Below are 23083 nucleotides of genomic sequence, written 5' to 3' on the forward strand. Positions count from 1 at the left end.
GACTTAGGCTTTCCCTAATCTTTACCGACTATGCGACAGTCATGGACATGGCATCCCATCCTTCACGGCCTGTTGCGCGTTCGCAGGGCGAGGATCAGCGCAGCGACTGGCGCGCGCTGGCGCTGGACGCGGCGGAAGCCAATGGTTTTTACGCGCCCGACATGCTGGGTGCGGCGATCGACCATCTGCCCGGCGGGCAGGATGTACGCCTGATCGAAGCGCGGGACGGCGACCTGCTGATCGGCCTGTTGCCGGTGACGATACGCGCGCGCCACGGCCGCCTGCCGATTGGTTGCGTATCCAACTGGATGCACGATCATTGCTTCTTCGGCGCACCGATGTTGCGCCGGGGGCATGAGGCGGCGGCCTGGCGCGGCTTTCTGGCGGAACTGGACGCGGCGCCCTGGGCATCAGGTTTCCTGCATCTGGAAGGGCTGGACGCCGCGGGCGCCAATGCCGCCGCGATCGAGGCGGTCTGCGTCGAACAGCGGCGGGGCCGGCGCGAAATCCACCGCTATGAACGCGCCATGCTGCGGTCGGACCTCTCCGCCGACGCCTATTGGGAAACGCAGGTGCGTTCCAAGAAGCGTAAGGAATTGCGCCGCCTGCAAAAGCGGCTGGCGGAACTGGGCGCCGTCGAGACGCGATTGCTGGACGATGGCGCGGACCTTTCCCGCTGGTGCGACGATTTTCTGGCGCTGGAAGCGTCGGGCTGGAAGGGCGAGAATGGCACGGCGCTGGGCTGCAAGCCGGAGGACGCCGCCTTTTTCCGCAGCGCCTGCACCGCAGCCTTTGCGGCCGGGCGGCTGCATATGCTGCGCATCGATCTGGATGGCCGGGCGATCGCCATGCTGGTCAATTTCCGCCATGGCGATGGCGCCTTTTCCTTCAAGATCGCCTTTGACGAGGCGCTGGGCCGCTTTTCGCCGGGCGTGCTGATCGAAATCGCCAACCTGCATGCGGTGCAGGACGATCCGGCGATCGGCTGGATGGACAGTTGCGCCGCGCCCGACCATCCGATGATCGACAGCCTGTGGGCGGAACGGCGCACCATCGTACAATATCGTATAGCGCTGCATGGCAAGGCGCGCGCATGGATGCAGCGCCGCGCCGCCTTTGCCATGGCGAACGGCGCCGAAACACTAGCCAGAATGGTGAAAGGACAGCGATGACCGCGCAGAGCAGCATCGCGCCGGCGAACGGCGCGACATTTTCGGACGCGGCCCGCGCCGCTTTCGCCGCCGCCTATCCCGACCAGTCGACCCGGCTGAGCCATCAGTTGATCGGCCATGACCTGCTGACGCTGGAGGCGCTGGCGACGCTGGCGGAGCGGATGCCGGAAACGTCGGTCGAATATAATCTGGGAAAGCTGCCACTGGGCGTGCGGCCGGAAGATACGCCGTCCAACGGCCTGACGCTGGGCGAAACGATCCGCACGATCGATACGAATGGCAGTTGGGCGGTGCTGAAGAATGTCGAGCGCGATCCGGCCTATGGCGCGCTGCTCGACGCGGCGCTGGCGGAACTGGAGCCGATCGTCGCGAAGACGACCGGGCCGATGCTGAAGCGGGAAGCCTTCATCTTCCTGTCCTCCCCCGGCAGCGTCACGCCCTTCCACATGGACCCGGAGCATAATATCCTGCTCCAGATCATGGGCACCAAGACGATGACGGTCTTCCCTGCCCGCGACGAGCAACTGGTGCCGGCGCAAAAGAGCGAGGATTTCCATGCCGGTGGACATCGCAACCTGATCTGGCAGGATGGCTTTCAGGCGCGCGGCACGGCGGTTCTGCTGGAGCCGGGCGACGCCATCCATGTGCCGGTGAAGGCGCCGCATTTCGTGGAAAACGGCCCGACCGTGTCGGTCAGCCTGTCCGTGACATGGCGGTCGGACCGCAGCGTGGCCGAGGGCGAACTGCACAGTTTCAACGCCCTGCTGCGCAAGCGCGGCCTGCCGACCGGCGCGGTGAGCGCAGCGCCGGAGAAACAGGGGCTGCGCCGCCTCTTCTATCGCCTCATGCGGAAGCTGGGCGCCTGAGCAAGCGGCGCAACAGCGCTTCGGCTTCGAGGCGCGGGGTGAAACGTTCGAGCAACCACCATTCGAGAGATTCTTCGCAGGTGGAGAGGCTCTGCTTGTAGCGATCCTTGCCCGCCAGCAGGGAATAGCGGGTGAGGCCGCGCACAGCATAATGGCCGACGGCGGCGGCGTGACAGAGCAGGCCGGGCTTGTCCTTGCCAGTGCGCGGTTCGGCAAAGGCGGACTGATAGTTCATCGCCACGCCACCTTGCACGAAATTGACCAGCAGGCCGACCGGCCCGCCAGCATCGGTGAAGCGTAGCAATTCCACCGTGCCTTCGGGCAGACCGCGCGCGGCGATGGTCGCGACGAAATCGCGGAAGGTCGCGCTGTCCCAGGCATTGTCGGCATGGCGGCCGCTGTTGAGCGCGGCCATCTCGTCCAGCCAGGGCGCGATATCGTCCGGCGTGGCGATGGCGATATCGGGCAGCGGGCCGCCATGATCCTTCATCGCGCGGCGAATCTGGCTGCGGCTATTGGCGCTGAGCAGCGAGAGATAATCGCCATCGGCCGCGCGCACCGCGTCGAGATCGACCTGATAGACGGGCGAGACGTCGACGCGGGTCTTGCGGCGGGCGGGGATGCCGGTGAGCGGGGAGTACGGCGCGATGCCGCTGAGGCGCAGCGCGCGCCAGTCGCGGCGACGGGCCAGCGCGGCAAGGGCGGCGGCGATCGCTTCCTCTTCCCTGCCCGCCTCGATCAGCAGGCCATTATATTCGACATAGGGGCGATCGGCATCGCCATCGCCCGACTGGTTGAGGCTGAGCGTCGCGATCCCCCCCAGCAGGCGCGACTGCATCGCATGGCCGACCAGCGCCAGCGCGATATCCCGGCCCGCTTCATCGGTGACCGCTAGCAGTTCGGGGCGAATGGGATAGCTGTCCAGCCAGGATCCCACCCAGGTCCAGCGCAGGAAGAAGGAGGCATCCGACCGCGCCTCCAGCGCCTGCCAACGCTGCGCCAATAGGGCCCGGTCGGGCAGCGAGAAGGTCGCGGAACATGCCATCGCGCCCCTTGTGGCAGAGCGTCGGGCGGGGTCAAGCGGATCGGTAGAACCACCCCATCCTCCGTTCGCCCTGAGCTTGTCGAAGGGCTGCTCTTTTTAGAAAAGGACGGGGCTTCGACAGGCTCAGCCCGAACGGTTCTGATGTTGGAGGCACACTCCGACGGTGCGTCCGTATATCCGTTGAATCACCGCATAATACGCCGCGCCGGATCGACCGTGCCGTCGGCGCGGACGCCGGCCTTTGCGAGATCGCGGCCGATCTTCCCGGTCAGGAAGCGCTGCCACATCACGAAATCAGCGCGCAGCGACCAGAGCGGATGGCGGAAGGTGGCGGGGCGATTATGCTCGATCAGGCCATGCCCGGCCCAGGCGAAGCCATAGCCCGCTACCGGCAGTGCGATCGCCATCCACCACTGTCCAATGAAGGGCGCGCTCGCCAGCAGGCCGACGACCAGACTGGTGCCCGCATAATGGAGCGCGCGCGTGCCGGGACGCGCATGTTCCTGCAAATAATAAGGCCAGAAATCACGAAAGCGCTTCATGCTGCTCAGACTATCCTCTCGGGCGCGATTCTATCGAATCGCTTGATCCACGTTAAGCATTATGCGCCCGGCCGTGCGCCCTGTCCGGGGCGTAGAGGAAATAATCATAAGCGGCGCGCGAGGCTTCCGCGATGATGCGGTCGCGCGAGACATGGCCCTTGCTGTCCTTCATGACGAAGACGACCATAGCGATACGGCGCCCATCCGGCAGGCGCACGATGCCGACATCATTGCCGACACCGTTCAGCGATCCGGTCTTGTGCGCGACGGCGGTGCCGGGCGGCAGCATGCCCTTAATCCGCGCCTTGCCGGTTTCGCAATGGGCCATGATGGTGAAGAAGCGCTGGGTGCTGGCGGCCGACATGGCCCGCCCTTCCTCATAGGCGGTCATGAGGTCGAGCATCGCGGTCGGCGTGGACGTATCTTCCGGCTCGATCGAGAAGGCGAGGTTGGGCAGGTCGCGGATATCGCGCACCGCGATTTGCGGGTCGGCGCGGCGGGCGGCTTCGGCATTCTGGCGGAAGCTGCCCGATTGCGGATGGATGCCCATGGCGCGGTAGAGAAGATGCGCGGTATCGCTGTCGACGCGCAGGCCGGTGACGCCCAGCTTGGTGACGAAAGCGGTGATCGCCGTCGGTCCGCCCGCGCGCGCGACCAGAACGTCGGTCGCATTATTGTCGCTCTTTTGCAGCATCAGTTCCAGCAACCGGTCGACCGACAGGCTGGCGCCGGGGCGCGAGAACATCCAGGCGATGCCGCCTTCGCTGGCCAGCGCAGGATCGAGCACCAGCTTGTCGTCCAGGCGCAGGTCGCCCGCATCGATCAGGGAAAAGATGCGCCCGGCCACCGCAACCTTATAGGCGCTGGCCATGGGGAAAAGCGTGTCGCCATTAAAGGCCTGCGTCTCGCCGGTCTGGAGATCGCGCACGGCGATACCGACCGTGCCGTCCGACAGGGCCGCGAAACGGGTAAATTCGGCGAGCAGCTTGGCCTCCGCGCTCTGCTGAAGCAGCGGCTTGGGCGGCGGTCCGAAGGCATCGGCGCTGGGCAAGGGGGCCAGGAACAGGCCAAGGGCGGCGAGGAACGACAGCGAACGGGGAAGCGACATGGCTCCTAGTCGCGGATCGCGGCGGGGTAGGCAAGACCATTAACCGCATATGGGCGCGTTGACAGGGCTTTGCGGCGCAGGTCATGCAGGGCGCCATGACCGAGACGATCAAGCTGCACGAAAGCTGGCGCGCGCCGCTGGCGGAGCAATTCGCCGCGCCGCATATGCAGGCGCTGAAATCCTTCCTCCAGGCGGAGAAGGCGGCGGGCAAGCGCATCTTCCCCAAGGGCAGCGAATATTTCCGCGCGCTGGACCTGACGCCGCTGGATCAGGTGAAGGCGGTGATATTGGGGCAGGACCCCTATCATGGCGAGGGGCAGGCGCATGGCCTGTGTTTTTCGGTGCAGCCGGGCGTGCGGACGCCGCCGTCGCTGGTCAATATCTACAAGGAAATGCAGGCCGATCTGGGCATCGAACGGGCCAGCCACGGCTTTCTGGAACATTGGGCGAAACAGGGCGTGCTGCTCCTCAACAGCGTGCTGACGGTGGAAATGGGTCGCGCCGCCTCCCATCAGGGCAAAGGCTGGGAGTTATTCACCGATGCGGTGATCCGGCTGGTCGCGCAGAAGGAGGAGCCGGTTGTCTTCCTGCTCTGGGGCGCCTATGCGCAGCGCAAGGCGGCGTTCGTGGACCAGAGCCGCCATCTGGTGATCAAATCCGCCCACCCTTCCCCCCTTTCGGCGCATAACGGCTTTCTGGGATCGCGGCCCTTTTCCAAGGCGAACGCATTTCTGGAAGCGAAAGGCCGCGGCGCGATCGACTGGGCGCTGCCGGCGCTGGGCTAGGGCATTAGCACCAAAATCGGGATCACTTACCATATCCGTTCGCCCTGAGCCTGTCGAAGGGCTGCACTTCTTTAAGAATAAGGCAGGGCTTCGACAGGCTCAGCCCGAACGGGTCTTTTCAAGGCCCGACACTTTCAGAGCCGCTCTTTAGCTGAACGGGGCATAACAGCGCGGTTCAGGAATATATCATTCGGGACGTGCGATATCCGGACCGTAGTCAAAGAGATCAGGTCTGAGGAGAAGCACATGATCATTCGTAAAGCCATTATGGCCACCGCCCTTGCCGCAGCTTCGCTGACGGCCGTGATCCCGTCGGCATCCTATGCCCGCGATCATGATCGTCGCGGCTATCATCGCGAGTATCGCGGGGATCATTATCGGGGCGATCGCTATGCCGACCGCCGTGGCTATCGCGACGATCGCGGTTATCGCTGCCGCAAGTCGGGCGGCACCACCGGCCTGCTGCTGGGCGGCGTCGCCGGGGCCTTGCTGGGCCGGGCCGTCGATACGCGCGGCGACCGCGCGCCGGGCACGATCATCGGCGCAGGCGCGGGTGCGCTGGCCGGCCGGGCGATCGATCGCAATTCGAGCTGCTAAAAAAAGAAATGGCGCGGCGGACATGGTCCCCGCGCCATTTTTCTATCCTAGAAAGGTCGAGGCCCGGTCCCGCTTGCGCAGGCCGGGCCTCTTTCCCTCTCCAAACTCGTAGAGCGATCAGCCGTCGTAATCGCCGCCGATATTCTGGTTGCGCGGCGGCGCAGCCGCGGTCAGGCGCAGAGCCTCCGCCGACTGGGCGATCGAACCGATTTCGTCCGGCGTATCATCATCGTCGATCTGCACCTTTTGCAGCGACGCAATGACCGAATCATGAAGATCGTCGGGCAATATGGTTTCTTCGGCGATTTCGCGCAGGGCGACGACCGGATTCTTGTCCCGGTCGCGGTCGAGCGTCAGCTCGGCGCCGCCGGAAATTTCCCGCGCGCGCTGGGCGGCGAGCAGGACGAGGTCAAAACGGTTGGTAACCTTGTCGACGCAATCTTCGACGGTGACGCGGGCCAAACAGGGCCTCCTGCAAAAACGGAAGGAAAGTCGTGAACCCGCCGGTTAGCAGCGCTGGCATAAAGAGTCAATGAAAAGGCCATAAAGCCATGGCGCACCCCGCCCAAAAGCGGCATGAGAGGGGCATGGCGACCATCCAGCCCGCCCCCGCTCCTGTCGCACCCGGTGCGAGTGCGGACGATATTCATGCCGTTCTGCATGGCAACAGCCTGCGCCTGATCACGGACGGACCGGCGATACGGGACGCGCTGGTCGCGCTGATCGAGGGCGCGCGGCACAGCCTGAAACTCTATTATTATATCTTCGCGGGTGATGGCAGCGGGACGTTGGTGCGTGATGCGCTGATCGCGGCACGGGCGCGTGGGGTTGCCGTGACGCTGATGGTCGACGGCTTCGGATCGTCGCACACGCCCGACAGCTTCTTTGCGCCACTGATCGAGGCGGGTGCGCATTTCGCCCGCTTCGGCACGCGGCGATCGACCCGTTATCTGATCCGCAATCACCAGAAGATGGCCATTGCCGACGAGACGCGAATGCTGATGGGCGGCTTCAATGTCGAGGATGGCTATTTCGGCATTCCGACCGACGATTGCTGGCGCGACATCGGCCTGTTCGTCGAAGGCGATCAGGTCGAAGCGATGGTCCGCTGGTATGGCCAGCTATGGCGATGGGTGGCGACGAAGAAGCAGCGGTTTCGCACGCTGCGTCGCATGGTGCGGCAATGGCACCCTGACTTGCACCATGATCCGGACGAGCCGTTCCGCTGGCTGATCGGCGGGCCAACCCGGCGCCTGAGCCCCTGGGCGCAGGTGGTGAAACATGATCTGGAACATGCCGGGCGGGTCGACATGATCGCCGCCTATTTCTCACCCGGACGCGGCATGTTGAAGCGGATCGCGCGGGCGGCGAGGCGCAAGGGCGCGCGCATCATCCTGCCTGCGCGGTCGGATAATGGCGCAACGGTCGCGGCGGCGCGCCTTCTCTATGGGCCGCTGCTGCGGCGCGGGGTCGAGATTTACGAATATCAGCCGTGCAAGCTGCACATGAAGCTGATCGTCATCGATGACGCGGTGTTCATCGGATCGGCCAATTTCGACATGCGCAGCCTGTTCCTGAATCTGGAAGTGATGCTGCGGGTGGAGGACCGGGATTTCGCGGCCGCCATGCGCGCCTTCATCACGCAGGAGGCAGGGCAGAGCCGCGCGATCAGCCTGGCGGAGCATCGGGCCAGCCGCACCTTCCTGACCTTGCTGAAGCAGGGGATCAGCTATCTGCTGGTCGGCGTGCTGGACTATACGGTGACGCGGCGGCTGAATTTCCGCGATCCGGATGCGGACTGAGGGGGAAGCAGCCCTCTCCCTCAGTCAAACCAGATTAGCGACCATTGTCGGTCAGGACGCGGACTTCGCCGACCGGATAGCCTTTTTCGGCCATTTCCTTGGCATAATCGCCCCGCGCATCGGCCAGTTCGGCGCGATATTCATCCCAGGCATCCCGATTATCCTCGGCATCCGTGGCATGGCGCAGATCTTTGGTCAGTTCCTTGCGGGCTTCGGCCAGATCGGTCTGATAGTTGAACCAATAGTTGTTCTCGACCCCGGCGATCGGCGCCTGATAGGTCAGTTGATCCTCGACCTTGGCCAGTTGTTCCTCATAGCTGACCACCGGCCCCTGGGCGATCGCGGCGATGGGCAGCGCCAGCGTGGCGGAACCAAGCAGCGCGGCGGCGGCAAACATCTTCGAACGGATCATGGTTTTTCTCCTTCCTGCTGGTGTGAACCATAAGGAGATAACGCATCGATCCGGGCGGATTGCGCCTGAACATATGTGCAGAATGGACGAAGCGAGCGGAGTTAGCGATGGGCCGCGCCGGGCATGATCGCGATAACAGGCTTCTTTATCGAACGAAATCAGTGCCCTGATGGATCAGCGCACGACCAGATAGAAAGCCGCCGGTTCCGCGCCGCTATTGGCGATGACGATGTCGAAGCGGTCGGTGAAAATCGGCATCCAGGCGCAATCGGCCTGTGGGCCGCCGACCGGCTTGGCGCACAGCGTGCCGCCGTCGGCATTGCGCACCCGGACCGACAATTTTGCCGTCGGGCCGGATGGCGCGACCGAAATCTGTGCCCGCTGGCCCGCGAAGAAAAGCTGCCGCATGGTGACGGTGCCGCCGGCATTGAGCGATCCGCGCCGATAGGCCGGGCCAAGCGCCCGCCCCCGATAAGCCAGCGGCGATCCATTGGCGCCATGATCGCTGGCCTCCCGCGTCCAGAGCGCGGCCAGATCTTCCTGCCCCTCCGCCGGCTTCGCGCCCAGCGTGTCGAGCAGTTGGGCCATGTCGATCAGCGTGTCGGGATCGCCCTGCGCCTGCGCGGCGTCGCCTTCCATCAGGGTGCGCAACACCGGGTCGACCGGCGGCGCATCCGCAACCGGGGCGGCGGCAAGCAACAACCCAGACATGAGCAACCTAATCATCGCCCTTCTCCGGCTGAACGACGAACCGCGCGCCCGGCGCGGCGTTTTCCACATGCAGCGACAGCGCATGCCGTTCCGCAATCGCCCGGGCGAGCGACAGGCCAAGGCCATGCCCCCCGCCCCGCGCGCCGTCAAGCCGGACATAGCGATCGAAGACCCGCTCCCGATCGGCACAGGGGATGCCCGGCCCGTCATCCTGCACGATTATATGCGGCCCCGGCGCCAGTTGCAGCGTGACGGAGCCGCCGCTCGGCACATATTTGAAGGCATTGTCGAGCAGGTTGGACATCAGCCGCGTCATCTGCATCGGGTCGGCCCGGAAATGCACGCCAGACGCGATCCGGGCATGGAAGCCGATTCCCAGCTCCTCGGCACTGGCGCCATAGAGATCGGCCAGGCTTTCGGCGATATCGCTGAGGTCGACATCGGCCAGACCGCGCAGGTCGCCGCGCATCGCCTGTGTGCTGGCGATATCCAGCAGCGAATCGAGCAGCCGCACGACGCCGCGAATTTCCCCGCGCGACTGTTCCAGCGTGCGGAGCAGCGCTTCGTCCTGCGTGCCCTCCATCGCCTTGAGGATACGGGTGTCGAGATGCATCAGTGGCGTCCGGATTTCGTGCGCGGTCTGATCCGACACGGCGCGCTGCGCCTCCACCAGCCGTTCGAGTTGATCCAGCATCGTATTGGTATTGGCGGCCAGTTCGGCCAGTTCGTCATTATCCCGGGCGCTGGGCGCCCGCGCCGCGATGCGACCGGCGCGCACCGCGTCGAAGGTGGCGTTGACCACCCCTACTCGTGCGCGCAGGCGGCGCGCGGCAAAATGGCCCGCCGCCAGACTGAGCAGCGCAATGCCCGCCCCGGCGATGGAAAAAGCGACGGCCAGCCGGGTCAGCAGCGCCTCACCCCGATAATTGCTGCGCCCCACGACCAGGCGGGTGCCCGGACCCAATTGGGTGGCGCGGGCGAACATGCGCTCGCCATCGGGCAGGGCGACGAAGCGCGCTTCCGATACTTCCGATGCGATGGCGGGCCAGCGATCGAGATTGCCGGCCAATATCCGGCCATTGGAATCGGCCAGCAGATACCAGCTCCGTTCGCCATCCTCGCGGTTCACGCCCAGCCGATCGCCAATGCGGTCGCGTAATTCCGCGTCGCCACCGCTGACATAGATATCCGCCAGGCCCGCAAGATCGGTATCGACCTCCCGCGCCAACATGGTTCGGCCGTCATCCTCGACGATCTTCTGCACCACCAGGAACAGGGCCAGGGTGGAAAGCAGACTGACCAGAAGCGCCGAGAGAGTGACGCGGCCGAAGACAGACCGCAGCAGGCCAGGTCTAGGCACTGCCGGGGGCCGATGCCGCGATCAGGCGATAGCCCGTGCCCCAGACGGTTTCCAGCACCGGACCGTCAAACCCGTCCTCCAGCTTGCGCCGCAACCGGCCGACATTGACGTCGACGACATTGGTCTGCGGATCGAAGTTCAGCTTCCACACATGGCGCAGCAGCATTTCGCGCGTCACCACTTCGCCCGCATGGTCCATCAGATAGCGGAAAAGTTCGAATTCCTTGGGCGAGAGCGGGAGGTGCCGGCCTTTGCGGAAGGCGGTGCGCGCCTTCACATGGCATTCCAGATCGCCGAACAGCAGCACCGGATCATGGCTGCCGCCGCGATTGGCGCGGCGCCACAGCGCGCGAACACGAGCGACCAGTTCGTCCGGTTCGAAGGGCTTGGCCAGATAATCGTCGACGCCGCTTTCCAGACCCTCGACCCGATGTTCGCTGCGGCCGAGCGCGGACAGCATCAGCACCGGCGCGCCCACGCCCGCGACGCGCAGTCGGGTGACGATGTCGATGCCGGTCAGGTTCGGCAGCATCCGGTCGAGGATGATCACATCATGGCTGCCGCCGCCCGCGCGATGCAGGCCGGTGGCGCCGTCGGCCGCCTGTTCCACGGTCATGCCCGCGCCAGTCAGGATGCCGGCGATATTGGCGCGCGCCGCATCGTCATCCTCCACCAGCAAAATGCTAATCTGATCGGCCTGCCCCATAATCCCCCCGCCTTATCCATAACGGCAACGGCCGCCAGTGACAAAGGCTGTTAGCCCGTCACTGGCGGCCGTTGCAAAGCCGTCTCCGAAGAAGCGGTGTCTTATCCGTGCAGAGCGCCGCGGAACATGATGACCGAAATGATGATCAGATATACGCCGAAAATCTTCTTGAGCGGGCCGGCCGGCAGGCTATGCGCAGCGGCAACGCCCAGCGGCGCGGTCAGCATCGACATGGAGGCGATCGCCAGGGTGGCGGGCACGTTAATATAGCCCAGCGACCCCCAGGGCAGACCGCCTTCCTTGAAGCCGATGATCGCGAAGCCGATCGTGGTGGGAATAGCGATCAGCGTGCCGATGCCCGATGCGGTGGCGATGGCGCGGTGGATGGTGCGGCCGCAAAGCGTCATCACCATGATTGCGATCACGCCGCCGCCGATGCCGAGCAGGGAGGAGAAGGTGCCGAGGCCGCCGGCAATGCCCATGCGGACGATGCCGGAGGGCATGGTGTCGCTGACCACCTTGCCGCTGACGCTGGGCAGGAGGAAATTGAGCGACATCAGGCCGACGCCGGTGGCGAAGATCATCTTGAGCGTATTGCCGTCGACATGGCCCGCGAGCAGCACGCCCACGCCACAGCCCGCCACGATCCAGGGCGCCCAGGTCTTGAGCACTTCAAATTCCACCGCACCGCGCTTGGCATGCGCCATCAGCGACCGGATCGACGTGACGATGATAGTGGCCGCCGACGTGCCGATCGCGACATGGGCGATCGCATCCTTGGTCCCGCCCAGAAGCGGCAGGACGACCAGCAGCGCAGGCACGACGACGAAACCGCCGCCAATGCCGAAAATACCCGCCGCAAAGCCGGCGAGCAGGCCCGCCGCCAGCATGGCGACCAGCGGAACGAGCCAGGTCATAAGATCACCGGACATCAGCACGCCCCTTTCTGCACAGTGCTGCGAACGCGCACATTGCTGCGTTCGCCGTTGCGGATCAAGGCGGCGAATTTAGGGTAATCGACCATGACGTTAAACCATGCCTCTCTTCGGCGGAACCAGGATGCATGGGGGGCATGCGGTCATGTCCCCCTGTTGCGGCTAGACGAACAAGGGAGCGGAACCCGCAACAGATTCTCCCAAGGTCTGATGCCATAGGGAAACAATGCCCGAAATTGCTGGCCGAAAGGCGCAAGAAAAATAAAGGGCGCCAGCTCCAGGGGAGAGCTGACGCCGCTTTATTTGCCCGGCGCCTGTCGGAGCGCCGGATCGCCGCCTGTAGGGATCAGGCGGTCGCTTCTTCCGCCGGGGTGTAGGGCAGGCCCAGATCGTCGGCGACGGCGCGGTAGGTCACCTTGCCGTCCCAGACATTGAGCCCTTCGCGCAGATGCGGATCGCGGCGCAGCGCTTCCTTCCAGCCCAGTTCGGCGATGCGCAGCGCATGGGGCAGCGTTACGTTATTGAGGGCATAGGTGCTGGTGCGGGCGACCGCGCCGGGCATGTTGGCGACGCAATAATGGACCACGCCATCGACGATATAGGTCGGGTCGGCATGGGTGGTGGCGTGGCTGGTTTCAAAGCAGCCGCCCTGGTCGATCGCGACATCGACCAGCACCGCGCCCTTCTTCATGGTCTTGAGCATTGCCGCGCTGACCAGCTTGGGCGCGGCGGCGCCGGGGATCAGCACCGCGCCAATCACCAGATCGGCCTCCGCCACGCATTCGGCCAGATTCGCGCGGTTGGAGAAACGGGTCTTGGCCCGCGCCTCAAAATACATGCCGAGCTTTTCGAGCACTTCGGGGCTGCGGTCGAGGATGGTGACGTCCGCGCCGAGGCCAGCGGCCATCTGCGCCGCGTTGAAACCCACCACGCCGCCGCCGATCACAGCGACTTTGGCCGGCAGCACGCCCGGCACGCCGCCCAGCAGCACCCCACGGCCGCCATGCGCCTTTTCCAGCGCGGTCGCGCCGGCCTGAATCGCCATGCGGCCAGCCACCTGGCTCATGGGCTTCAGCAGCGGCAGGCCGCCGCTGGCATCCGTCACGGTTTCATAGGCGATGCAGGTCGCGCCCGACGCGATCAGGTCACGGGTCTGCTCCGGGTCGGGGGCGAGGTGGAGATAGGTGTAGAGGATCTGGCCGGGGCGCAGCATGGCGCGCTCGACGGCCTGCGGCTCCTTCACCTTCACGATCATTTCCGCCGTGGCGAAAATCTCGGCAGCGGTCGCGACGATCTCGGCGCCCGCCTTTTCATAGAGGGCGTCATGCGCGCCGATCCCCTCGCCCGCGCCGCTTTCCACCAGCACGCGATGCCCGTGGGCAGTCAGCTCATGCACGCTCTCGGGCGTCAGGCCGACGCGATATTCGTGATTCTTGATCTCTTTGACGGTGCCGACGATCATCATGACTCTCCGAAAAAATCAGGCGGCGCGCCGATGCGCGTCCTCATGACGACAGGATAGCGCAGACGGGTCGGTTTATGTTCCCTGATTTTCCGGCTTTGGCTCAGAGGTTCAGGATGATATCCTGCATAAATTATATTTATCAGGATATCATTGCATGGATCGGTTCGATGTTGCGTTGCTGGAAGCGTTGCAGACCGACTCACGCCGGTCGATGGCGGAACTGGGCGAGCATATCGGCCTGTCCGCTTCCGCCTGCCACCGGCGCATCAAGTCGCTGGAGGATGCCGGGCTGATCGCAGGCTATGCGGCGCAACTGGACCCGGAGACACTGGGGCTGACGCTGCACGCCTTTGTCGAAATGTCGCTGACCAGCCAGAGCCGCGAGACGATGGACCGGTTCGAAAAGGCCGTGGCGGACTTCCCCGAAATATTGGAATGCCATCTGATGGCGGGGCAGGCCGACTATCTGTTGCGGGTGGCGGCGGCGGACCTGAAGGGCTTCGACGCCATCCATCGCGACTGTCTGGCGCGCCTGCCCGGTGTATCGGCAATCCGCACCAGCTTCGCCATCCGCCGCATCCGCAACTGGCAGGGCTATCGCCTGCGCGGGCTACGTCTTTGATGGACGCGATTTCGGCACATAGGACGCCGATTGCCGATCGGATGCAGCGTCTGGTTTGAAATCGCTTAAGGCGCAGCCCTGACCGGCACCGGCGCGTTGCAGATGTCCACGCCGCCCGCAGGACGATCGTAGAAATCATCCTTCCGGTTGGCGCGCAGACGCAAATAGTCGGCGAAACTGGGCGACGCGACGTCCATGACCTGAAAATGCGGCCTCTCCGCCTCCGGCAAGTCGCTGGCAAGGCGCACGGACAGGATCGGCACCTGATGTTCCTGCGGCGTGTAGAAGCCGAGGTCTCCGGTGCCGCGCGGCAGGCTCGACAGGTTCGCCATACCCTCGATAATCCGCCCCACTACCGCGATGTTGCGATCAAGCTGACGCGGCGCCTGCCCGATCACGGTATAGAGTTCCGCCCCTGTCCCGGCATCGGGCGAGACGTTGCGGCCCACGCCGACAGCGCCATAGCAATGGGGCAGCCAGGCGGCCGATCCATCCATCGCCACCGGCCAGCCGCCGACGAAGCCCGTTTTGGCCGCATAGGGATCGGCATAGGGCAAGGGCGTGATCGCCAGCCGCCGATTGGCGATCGACACGGTATAATCGTCCGGGCTGGTGACGGACAGGCCGGGCGGCATCGGCTTCTTCTCGGTCGCGTCGCCCCATTGGACGACATAATTATCCTGCACCCGGTTGATGCTGGTTCCGTCCCACCAACGCGCCTTTGCCAGCGCCTGAATATTGGCGACATGGCGCGGCGCGAAGGCTGGCGCCAGCTGGATGACGACCTGCTTGCCGCCCTCTATCGTCATCACCAGCAATTCTTCGGCCGGAATGGCGCGCCAGGCGCTGGCCGGCGCCTGCGCAACGACGGCGGACGGCGTGGTGGAGGGCGCATCGGCGGCAAGCACGGGGGCTGCGGTCAGCGATGCAAGCAGGGCGGCGGCATGAAGGCGATGGCTCATGGCGCGATCAAACAGCGCGCGCAACATAATGTAAAGCCTTGCACCAATGCCCCTTGCCTAGCGCGACGCGCCACGATAGGGAGCCGCCTCCAGAGCATGCGGAGCGGTGGCCGAGTGGTCGAAGGCGCTCGCCTGGAAAGTGAGTATACGCCAAAAGCGTATCCAGGGTTCGAATCCCTGCCGCTCCGCCATTACCGTTTCTCGGTCACTGAGCCGCCCTAACACCATGAATGGTAAAGATAATTCAGGGGTTCGAACGCCCTCATTCCAGTCATATTCCAGATGAGAGGCCAGCACCAGTTTCTGCACTATGCGCTTGTCTTCAAAGTTCCCATTTTCCCATAGTTTCCAAGGGTTTGCGAGAAACTCAAAAGCGGTTCGAAAAGTTTCGTCATAGCCTTTTGCAGACGTGCCGCATCGCGCGGTTTTTTTGGAGCATAACGAGCTTGCTGCGCTCCAGCTCTTCAACCTTGCGCTCATATGCACCTATGACGGTTGCGCTGCCTGACTCGACGATGCGATCAAGAAACTGAGCAATCTTCTTTTCAAGCGAGGCGACTTCCAGTTTCATGGACGTGCGAGTTTCTTTGACCTTTGCCTCTGCCTCATTCCAGCGTTTGCGGAAGAGCTTCGAGATCAAGGCGAACAGCTCAGGGCTTGGCACAAGCTGGCGGAGCAGTTCCTCGAATGCGCCTTCCACTTTCGCCCGCGCCACCGATTTGCCGAACTTCTCGCAGCCCCGGTGACGGCACACATAATAAGGGAATTTCGTGCCGTGGCGGCCCGTCGAAAAGTTTGATGTCATAGGATGGTGGCATTCTCCGCAGGACACGAAGCCGCGCATTGGGAAGTGCTCTGGATACTGCCCATGCTCAAAATGAGTCTGCACGGGACAGTTTTGTTGCACTTGCACACACTGCGCTATTTGCCGCTTCAGTGTCATTTGTAGGGAGCGCGGTCCCTCTTGCCAAGGCAGTATGGCCATCCGCCTTGATCGCCGGATGGGCGATCAATGTCTTGGGGCTTCTGGCTCTCACCGTGAGCTTTGCGAGTGCGCGTAGAGCCATTGATGCGCGGCGGGCTGCCCTCTATGACGAAAACCCTCCCGCAATGGTCTGGTCCGACCGCCTCAACGGGTTCGCGCTATGGTCATTCCCCGGCGCCCTTCTATGTTTGTTCTCATTTGTCACAGCGAACGTGGTCCATATCAATGAGCGAGAAGCCAAGTCCTCCACCCGCCCCACCACCGTCTCGATCAGGCGGGTCTCGGGGGATAGCACCTCCCCCACGCGCGCCACTGCCGCCGGGCGGGGTGTCTCAGCCGCAGACGGGCGTTGTCCCAGCTCCACGCGCACCGGCTGCACCGCCGCCGCCTCCACCCCCTCCGCCACCTCCCAAAAAATAGTCTCTGCTCCATCCTCACGCTGATGCTGTGCCAAGTGGCACATCCTCTACCCGTAGAGCCATAGCCCTCTGGACGTTGCCATCTGGTCAGCAGCCGACGCCGCGTGAGCGTCGGCTATTACCGCGATCGGGTTTCAATCCGGACTTTCGCCTAACGCCAAGACTTAGGCATCCAGAACGAGAGAGCGGACGGGCCGCACCTAGGGATCGAAAAATCGAGGCTGAAGGTCTGATTTGGGTCGTGGCCAGCCACCTTGTTAAGCTGGGAGAGTATTTGAAGCTCTTCGACGTCTGATAAGATTTATTAATGCTCGGATATAAATTCATTATTGTCTCAATGCACATTAATCTGGTGAAATCGAAATAATAAATTTTACGGAAATATCGTAATTAACTAATAAATAGCTATCACCGCCTTAATTACTGAACCGTTCTGTGAAGCGGCAAATGCCTGCTCAATATCAACGAAATTATAGGCCTTTATGATTTTTTCGATAGGCAATCGTCCGTCCCGATAATAAGTGATCAGCCGCGGTATAAATTGTCGCGGATTGACGCCCCCTTCAACGATGCCCACGATCCGTCGTCCCATGCTCATGATCGCCGAGGCATCAAGCCCGGCGGCGCCAGGCGGATAGGCAGCGATTAGTGCTAGCGTTCCTCGTTGCGTCAGCAGGGCCACCGCAGGTTCCAGCAACGCCAGGACGCCTGTCGTATCGAGGACATAGTCAAACAGTCCAACTAAATCGGCTATCTCACTGGCCGTCTCAGTAGCCCCTAACTGCCGTGCAAGATCGAGCCGATGCGCATGGCGATCAAGGATCGCGATCCGCCCCGCCCCCGCGATGACCGCCGCCATCACCGCCGACAGGCCGACCGCCCCCGCGCCTAGAATCGCGACACTCTCGCCCGGCGCGACCTTAAGCGTTTCCAGCACCGTGCCAGCGCCTGTCTGTATGCCGCAGCCCAGCGGCGCCAGCAGCGCCAGCGGCAGGTCGGCATCGACCTTCACGACATTGTCGCGATGCGCCAGCGCATAGGTAGCGAACGCCGACTGGCCGAAGATATTGCTGCCGACCGGCTGGTCGCCGCGCCAGAGGCCACCTTCCCCCGGCTGAAGGACGCCCAGGAAGTTGCGCGGCACGAAATCCACGCAATAGCCCGGCTGATGCGCATGGCAGGCCGGACAGGCGCCGCAGCTGTGGAAACTGAGGAGCACGCTGTCACCCGGCATCACATGGTCGACATCCTGGCCTACCGCTGCAATGACGCCAGCCCCTTCATGGCCCAGCACCGCCGGGAAGGGAACCGGTAGATCGCCGTCACGCATGATCATGTCGGTGTGGCAGATGCCGCACGCGCGGATGCGCACCAGTACCTGTCCCGGACCGGGCGGATCGATTTCCAGCCGCTCGATCCGGAAGGGCGCGCCCGGCCGCTCCACCACAGCCGCGTCGATTGCGATCCGCGCCATCTTCAGAAATCGAAGCCGAAGCGCAAATACCATTCGCGCGGCCGGTTGTAGGTGCCGAAGATCGCGCCGGCCGCGATATTCGCCCCGCCCGATGTCAGGAAGCGCTTATCGGTCAGGTTGGTGCCGCCCGCGGTCAGGTTCCAATGCCCGTCCGGTTCACGATAGCTGATGCTGGCGTTGACGATATCGGTCGATACGCGCTTGAGTAGCAGAGTGCGCTGCGTGTCGTTCCACGCGCTGGATGTGTAGGTCCAGTCGGCCAGCATCACGACCGATCCGCCATTGCCCAGCTTCGCCTCATAACGCGGGCTGAGATTGACTTTCCATTTGGGCGTCTTGGGCAGTGTTTCGCCGACCAGCGTCCCTGCCTGGAACGCGTTAACGCCGCCGACTGCCGCAGCACCCGCCGACACCGACGTATATTGCGCGTCGATATAGCCGACTGCTCCGTTGATGGTCAGGCCATCGATAGGCGCCGCGACCATTTCTAACTCGAAACCACGAATGCGCGCATCGCCCGCATTGGCGATGGTGGGCGACGTACCAACCTGTATATTGAGCTGAATATCGCGATATTTGGTAGAAAATACCGCGGCGTTGAGTTGCAGATGGCGGTCGAGCAGGGTCGATTTGATGCCCGCTTCCCAAGTGGTTGCCCTTTCCTCGTTAAAGTCCGGCGCAACATTGCCCTGCGGGTTGGTGAGGCGCGTGGTCCAGCCGCCGGTCTTGTAGCCTTTCGACCAACTGCCGTAGAGCATGACATCGTCGGACGGGTGTATCTGTACGCCGACCTTGGGCGAGAAGTCGCTGAACTTCTTGCGGTTGACGCCCGGCGTGTAGACCCGAACCGGGTTGCTGGGGTCAGGATAGCTCAGCCCTACCTGGCAGGGGATAGGAGCCAGCGGGAATACCCCGCCGGGGAAGATGTTGCCATTGGCATCCGCGCAGCCGAACAGTTTGTAGTTGAACCCGTTCAGCTCCTGCTGACCGCCCTCGAACCGCTTGCGTTCATTGGTGTAACGTCCGCCGATGGTGATGCCGATCAGGTCGATCGGCCGATAATCGACTTGGCCGAAAAAGGCATAATTTTTGGTACCGAGCTGGTTGGGACCATCGACTTGCACCAGACCTTCGCCAAAGGTCACATAGTCATGCAAGTCGCCCGCTTCCTTGAAATAATAAGCACCCAGCACATAGCGCAGCTTTTCCTCGAAAGCATTGCCGAGCAGTTGGAATTCCTGGCTGAACTGCCACTGGTTCATCGTGAAGCTGAGTTGCAGGAAATTGAGCGGCGATCCGTCGGCATCCAGCCCGGCGTTCCAGTGCAATTCGCGATAGGCAGAGATGGATTTCAGCGCCACATTGTCCGCCAGATCGAAATCGACGATGCCGCTCAGCCCCCAGCTTTCCAGATTGGAATAACTGTTGCCGCTGGCATAGCTGCGGTCCTTGTCGGCGATCAGATAGCGACCGTCCCATGGCAGCCGATCATTGGCCGGATTGCCATCCACATTAGCGCTGGCGACGCTGGGCAACTGAAATTGCGGGTTGAACTGGGTGCCCGTTATGCCGCACAACGCCTGCGCATTGCGCGCGGCAATCTGTGCCCCGGTGCTGCCAATACAGAAATTATAGAGGCCCGCGAATAGGAAGCCGGTGGTGCCGGTCGGGTCGAACGCTGTGCCGGGCAGGTTGGTCGTGCCCGCGAAATTGCCCGGGACTAACTCTGCCGTGCCGATCAGCTTGTTGGCCGACGTGCCCTTGTCTTTGCTGTAATCGCCCGAAAAAGTCGCTCGCAGAGCGCCGCCATCGTCCCAACGCAGCTTGCCGCGCAGGTTCCAATTGTCATTTTCGCCTTCCTTGCTGGCGCTGTCGTAGCCAGCAGCGGAAAAAGCGGAGAAGGGCGGCGCATTATTGGCGCGTTGGTCGGGATATGGCAGGCGCTTGAGGAAGCCGTCGCGCGATTTGATGCCGAAGGTAAAGGCGGAACTGAGGTCATCGGTGATCGGCACCGTCACGGAACCACGCGCCTGGAACAGCTTGTAGCTGCCCAGCGTCACGTCACCCTTGGCGGTGAATGTATTGCCCGGATCGGCGGTAACGATGGAGATGGCGCCGCCGATCGTGTTGCGACCGAACAATGTACCCTGCGGCCCCTTCAATATCTCGACCCGCGCGACGTCGAGCAGATCCTGGTTTGCGCCCACGGTGCGGGCGAGATAAACGCCATCCAGATAGATGCCGACGCCCGGATCGATATTGAAGGCGAAATCATCCGATCCGATGCCGCGAATATAGGCGGCGAGTACGGCGGTCGATCCGGAAAAGGGCGTGCCAGCATCCAGATTGACGTTGGGGGCGATCGCGGAAAGCTGGGACACGCTACCCACGGCCCGCTCCTGCAGCGCTTCCGACGTAAAGGCGGAAATGGCGATCGGCACATCCTGCACATTTTCCGCGCGCTTCTGCGCCGTCACGACGATCTCTGCGATCCCTCCGCTTTCGGGCGGTGGCGCTTCTTGCGCGTGCGCGGTCGTTGCCACCATGGCGCCGGACGCCGCCAGATAGGCGATCATCGATATCTTCATAACCCTCTCCTCCAGTTCGTCCGCCTGTGCCGGCGGATTTATCGACAGATATAGGATGAACCGAGGCACCAGTCTTGGACGCTGGCGAACCTGCCATCAGGACAGGAGCGAACGATGGCGCCATTGGCTGGGCGACGCGCCGTAGCAGCGGCGGAAGCAGCGGGTGAAGAAGGCGGAGTCATTGTAACCGACCTCGAACGCGATGTCGGTAATGGTGCGACCATCACCGGCCGCCAGCATGGCGGACGCGCGCTCCAGCCGCTTGGTCATGATGAAGGCGGTGGGCGTCTGGCCGACATGGCGGAAAAAGCTTTTCTGAACCGCGCGCTCGGACAGATTGAGCGCGACGCTGATCAGGCCGGTATTAAGGTCGGGATGATCCAGATGGGCCAGCGCGAAATCGACCGGGGAGGAAAGATGCAGGGCGGGTACGTCCGGACGCATCGCCCGGCGACAAGCCATGCGCGCGGCATCAATAAGCAGCGCGCTAGTGTCCGCATCCAGTTCGTCGAACCGATCGCGCTGCATCCAAATGCCTTGGAGAAGGTGGAAAAGCAGGCCGACTTGCGGATCGTGCGACGGCAGCCATTGGCCATGCCAGTCCCGCGAGGGCGATCCTTCTCCCAGCAGAGACAGGGGAAGCTGCAAAATCATGCAGTCATTGCTGCGCGATATATCGAATGCGTACGCGCGCCGATCATCGGCGATGACGATGTCGCCCGGCCCCGCTTGAACATGTTGGTCGTCATACCGCATGACCATCGTGCCGCGGCGAAGCAGATGCAGTAACAGATGCGGTCTGGCATCTTCGGTCCCCATTCGACTGACTTGCGCCCGATCGCTTAAGGCCCGCGCGAGACCGATCGGACCTAGCGACCAGTGCGCCAGCTCAGCGCGAATACCTTCCGGCGCATGGGTGGTCATGCCCGGGAAGGCGGCCGCCACGATCTTTTGCCAGACGATATGGCGGGATGGCGCTGGCACCAGCCGGGTCGAAAAATGTTCGATCGCGGTCATCGCAGCTGGCCTGCGACGGGGTGCGTCGGCACAATAGTCTTGCAAGCCTCGCTCACGACCAATCCCCTCCTTGTTAGCTGCCCGTGATACAGTGTCAGCTCATGAACAAGTGTATATCAGGGATACAATCCGAACACTAGCCGTTTGGTGCCAACTGATGGCTCCGCGGATTGGCAATGACGCCATCAGACCTAAGCCTTGGGACTTGGTCGAACGACGACTGCCTATGTATATCATTGAATTATCGATATAATATGTGCCAATAAACCCGGTGCCTGACGAATGTTCATAACATATGTATTAAAGGGCAACCTCCGAACTGTCAGATGTGCGAATGCCTCATCTCCGGCCGCGGACCGCCCCCGACTGGACCGGTAGACAGGCGTTATGCGACCGCCGAGCCATGCCGACCTGTTGAGGGAGCAATAGACGTTCGGTCTTCGGATCGACAAATAGCCTTAATAATTAAGAATGCAAAAGCTGCCCGTCTGCACATGGTGATCGAAAATTGGCTGCCTGATGTCTTGAAAGGGTCGGCTTCAGGATGACGGACCTTCCAACCCTAGGTCGCGTTGACAAAGTATGGCAGCCATTTTCGGATAGCGGCGAGATTTAGGAAGCTTGCGAAGGACAGAGCAGTTTTGTCGTAGCGGGTGGCGACACGGCGGAACTGCTTGAGGTGACCGAACATGCGCTCGATGCGGTTGCGATCCCGGTAACGCCGAAAGTCGCAGGGGATGGGCTCGCGGCGGTTGGACTTGGGCGGGATGATCGGTAGGATGCCCTGCATCAGCAGGTTTTCGCGAACGGCATCACCATCATACCCCTTGTCGGCGAGCAGAGCCTTGGGCTTGGTGACGGGGATCGCCATCAAGGCATCGACAGCGCCATAGTCGGATGCTTCCCCGGCAGTCAGGATGAACCCGAGAGGGCGTCCCTGATTGTCGCAGCGGGCGTGGACTTTGCACGTAAAGCCGCCGCGTGATCGACCAAAAGCCTGCGCACGAGCCCCCCTTTTCCGCCAACTGCCGAAACATGGCCGCGAACGGTGGTACTGTCGATCATGTGCTGCCAGTCGTCCGTTATTCCGAGTTCGACCAACGTCGCCAGGATCGCATCCCATACGCCCTGTTCGGCCCAGCGCCGAAACCGCACATAGATCGAGTTCCACAAACCGTACCGCTCGTGCATGTCCCGCCACGAGCAGCCGACCCGCAACACGTGCAGCATGCCATTGAGGAAACGCCGGTTGTCATGAGCAGGCCGCGATTTACGACCTCGCTCCGATGGCAGAAGCCCCGCAATCACATCCCATTCCGCGTCCGTAAGATCGCCCCGAGCCATTGCCACTCCCCACAAAGAGAAGCGCTGAATCAGAAATCAGGCCGATTGGGAATCCACTTTGTCAACGCAACCTAAGGCTTGTGGGGATTTAGGATTTCCATTTATCGTCAGATGTGATTCAGGCTTTGTATGGATCGTTTTGTACTGACGGACGCCCAATGGGCGC

The 23083-nt window shown here is 62.8% G+C and carries 21 protein-coding genes, 1 tRNA gene and 1 pseudogene; 7 read left to right on the forward strand and 16 right to left on the reverse strand.

Annotated elements, in window-relative coordinates; translation table 11 throughout:
- Positions 1 to 41 precede the first annotated feature (41 nt).
- Both BMX92_RS22775 and BMX92_RS22780 read left to right on the forward strand, forming a co-directional pair.
- Positions 42 to 1172 (forward strand): GNAT family N-acetyltransferase, encoded by a 1131-nt coding sequence (locus BMX92_RS22775; RefSeq protein ID WP_093020819.1) that lies wholly within the window; start codon positions 42 to 44, stop codon positions 1170 to 1172.
- Entirely contained in the window at positions 1169 to 2038 is an 870-nt protein-coding gene (locus BMX92_RS22780) for a cupin-like domain-containing protein (RefSeq protein ID WP_093020821.1), read from the forward strand. The genes BMX92_RS22775 and BMX92_RS22780 overlap by 4 nt, the downstream gene beginning before the upstream one ends.
- Here the strand turns inward: BMX92_RS22780 and BMX92_RS22785 are convergent.
- From BMX92_RS22785 to BMX92_RS22795, 3 genes are all read right to left on the reverse strand, one after another.
- Positions 2016 to 3083 carry a GNAT family N-acetyltransferase gene (locus BMX92_RS22785; RefSeq protein ID WP_093020823.1) on the reverse strand — a complete coding sequence of 356 codons (1068 nt, stop codon included), beginning with the start codon at positions 3081 to 3083 and terminating at the stop codon, positions 2016 to 2018. The two genes, BMX92_RS22780 and BMX92_RS22785, sit on opposite strands and share 23 nt — an antisense overlap.
- Before the next feature lie 185 nt (positions 3084 to 3268).
- Positions 3269 to 3625 (reverse strand): DUF962 domain-containing protein, encoded by a 357-nt coding sequence (locus tag BMX92_RS22790; RefSeq protein WP_371262512.1) that lies wholly within the window; start codon positions 3623 to 3625, stop codon positions 3269 to 3271.
- 52 nt (positions 3626 to 3677) lie between these two features.
- Positions 3678 to 4733 carry a serine hydrolase gene (locus BMX92_RS22795; RefSeq protein ID WP_093020827.1) on the reverse strand — a complete coding sequence of 352 codons (1056 nt, stop codon included), beginning with the start codon at positions 4731 to 4733 and terminating at the stop codon, positions 3678 to 3680.
- Positions 4734 to 4828: 95 nt separating this feature from the next.
- Between BMX92_RS22795 and ung the strand changes: the two genes are divergently transcribed.
- Positions 4829 to 5518: a uracil-DNA glycosylase gene (ung, locus tag BMX92_RS22800; RefSeq protein WP_093020861.1), complete on the forward strand. Its 690-nt coding sequence runs from the start codon at positions 4829 to 4831 to the stop codon at positions 5516 to 5518.
- Between the two features lie 246 nt (positions 5519 to 5764).
- Complete coding sequence (locus tag BMX92_RS22805; protein ID WP_093020829.1) at positions 5765 to 6115, forward strand: glycine zipper 2TM domain-containing protein; 351 nt, start codon at positions 5765 to 5767, stop codon at positions 6113 to 6115.
- Between the two features lie 117 nt (positions 6116 to 6232).
- Here BMX92_RS22805 and rpoZ read toward each other — a convergent pair whose 3' ends face one another.
- Complete coding sequence (gene rpoZ, locus BMX92_RS22810) at positions 6233 to 6577, reverse strand: DNA-directed RNA polymerase subunit omega (protein WP_093020831.1); 345 nt, start codon at positions 6575 to 6577, stop codon at positions 6233 to 6235.
- Positions 6578 to 6666: 89 nt separating this feature from the next.
- On the opposite strand from rpoZ, the gene BMX92_RS22815 reads away from it, so the two are divergent.
- Complete coding sequence (locus BMX92_RS22815; protein ID WP_093020833.1) at positions 6667 to 7917, forward strand: phospholipase D-like domain-containing protein; 1251 nt, start codon at positions 6667 to 6669, stop codon at positions 7915 to 7917.
- 34 nt (positions 7918 to 7951) lie between these two features.
- Here the strand turns inward: BMX92_RS22815 and BMX92_RS22820 are convergent, their stop codons facing one another.
- The 6 genes from BMX92_RS22820 to ald all read right to left on the reverse strand — a co-directional run bounded on the left by BMX92_RS22820 (position 7952) and on the right by ald (position 13503).
- The gene (locus BMX92_RS22820; RefSeq protein ID WP_093020835.1) at positions 7952 to 8329 is read right to left on the reverse strand and encodes a hypothetical protein; all 378 of its coding nucleotides are present in this window, start codon (positions 8327 to 8329) and stop codon (positions 7952 to 7954) included.
- 174 nt (positions 8330 to 8503) lie between these two features.
- Positions 8504 to 9040, reverse strand: coding sequence for a hypothetical protein (locus tag BMX92_RS22825; RefSeq protein ID WP_256213562.1), 537 nt, complete (start codon positions 9038 to 9040; stop codon positions 8504 to 8506).
- Between the two features lie 7 nt (positions 9041 to 9047).
- Positions 9048 to 10400, reverse strand: coding sequence for a sensor histidine kinase (locus tag BMX92_RS22830; protein ID WP_093020839.1), 1353 nt, complete (start codon positions 10398 to 10400; stop codon positions 9048 to 9050).
- Entirely contained in the window at positions 10393 to 11106 is a 714-nt protein-coding gene (locus BMX92_RS22835; protein ID WP_093020841.1) for a response regulator transcription factor, read from the reverse strand. The genes BMX92_RS22830 and BMX92_RS22835 overlap by 8 nt, the downstream gene beginning before the upstream one ends.
- A gap of 101 nt (positions 11107 to 11207) precedes the next feature.
- Positions 11208 to 12038: a sulfite exporter TauE/SafE family protein gene (locus BMX92_RS22840; protein ID WP_093020843.1), complete on the reverse strand. Its 831-nt coding sequence runs from the start codon at positions 12036 to 12038 to the stop codon at positions 11208 to 11210.
- A gap of 349 nt (positions 12039 to 12387) precedes the next feature.
- Entirely contained in the window at positions 12388 to 13503 is a 1116-nt protein-coding gene (ald, locus tag BMX92_RS22845) for an alanine dehydrogenase (RefSeq protein ID WP_093020863.1), read from the reverse strand.
- A 157-nt stretch (positions 13504 to 13660) separates the two neighbouring features.
- Between ald and BMX92_RS22850 the strand changes: the two genes are divergently transcribed.
- Entirely contained in the window at positions 13661 to 14128 is a 468-nt protein-coding gene (locus tag BMX92_RS22850) for an Lrp/AsnC family transcriptional regulator (protein ID WP_093020845.1), read from the forward strand.
- Between the two features lie 65 nt (positions 14129 to 14193).
- On the opposite strand, the gene BMX92_RS22855 is transcribed toward BMX92_RS22850, so the two are convergent.
- The gene (locus BMX92_RS22855; RefSeq protein ID WP_093020865.1) at positions 14194 to 15090 is read right to left on the reverse strand and encodes a peptidylprolyl isomerase; all 897 of its coding nucleotides are present in this window, start codon (positions 15088 to 15090) and stop codon (positions 14194 to 14196) included.
- Between the two features lie 100 nt (positions 15091 to 15190).
- Here BMX92_RS22855 and BMX92_RS22860 point away from each other — a divergent pair.
- Positions 15191 to 15281 (forward strand) — tRNA-Ser (locus BMX92_RS22860).
- Between the two features lie 200 nt (positions 15282 to 15481).
- Here the strand turns inward: BMX92_RS22860 and BMX92_RS22865 are convergent.
- The 5 genes and pseudogenes from BMX92_RS22865 to BMX92_RS22890 form a co-directional block, all read right to left on the reverse strand.
- On the reverse strand, positions 15482 to 15934 hold the full coding sequence (locus BMX92_RS22865; RefSeq protein WP_218145832.1) for a zinc ribbon domain-containing protein: 453 nt from the start codon (positions 15932 to 15934) through the stop codon (positions 15482 to 15484).
- Positions 15935 to 16888: 954 nt separating this feature from the next.
- Complete coding sequence (locus BMX92_RS22875; protein ID WP_093020851.1) at positions 16889 to 17968, reverse strand: NAD(P)-dependent alcohol dehydrogenase; 1080 nt, start codon at positions 17966 to 17968, stop codon at positions 16889 to 16891.
- Between the two features lie 2 nt (positions 17969 to 17970).
- Complete coding sequence (locus BMX92_RS22880) at positions 17971 to 20556, reverse strand: TonB-dependent receptor (protein WP_093020853.1); 2586 nt, start codon at positions 20554 to 20556, stop codon at positions 17971 to 17973.
- A gap of 96 nt (positions 20557 to 20652) precedes the next feature.
- Positions 20653 to 21573, reverse strand: coding sequence for an AraC family transcriptional regulator (locus BMX92_RS22885; protein ID WP_093020855.1), 921 nt, complete (start codon positions 21571 to 21573; stop codon positions 20653 to 20655).
- A gap of 562 nt (positions 21574 to 22135) precedes the next feature.
- Positions 22136 to 22917, reverse strand: a pseudogene (locus BMX92_RS22890) (IS5 family transposase).
- Positions 22918 to 23083: the final 166 nt, after the last annotated feature.

Source organism: Sphingobium sp. YR768 (assembly GCF_900111125.1).
GTDB lineage: Bacteria > Pseudomonadota > Alphaproteobacteria > Sphingomonadales > Sphingomonadaceae > Sphingobium.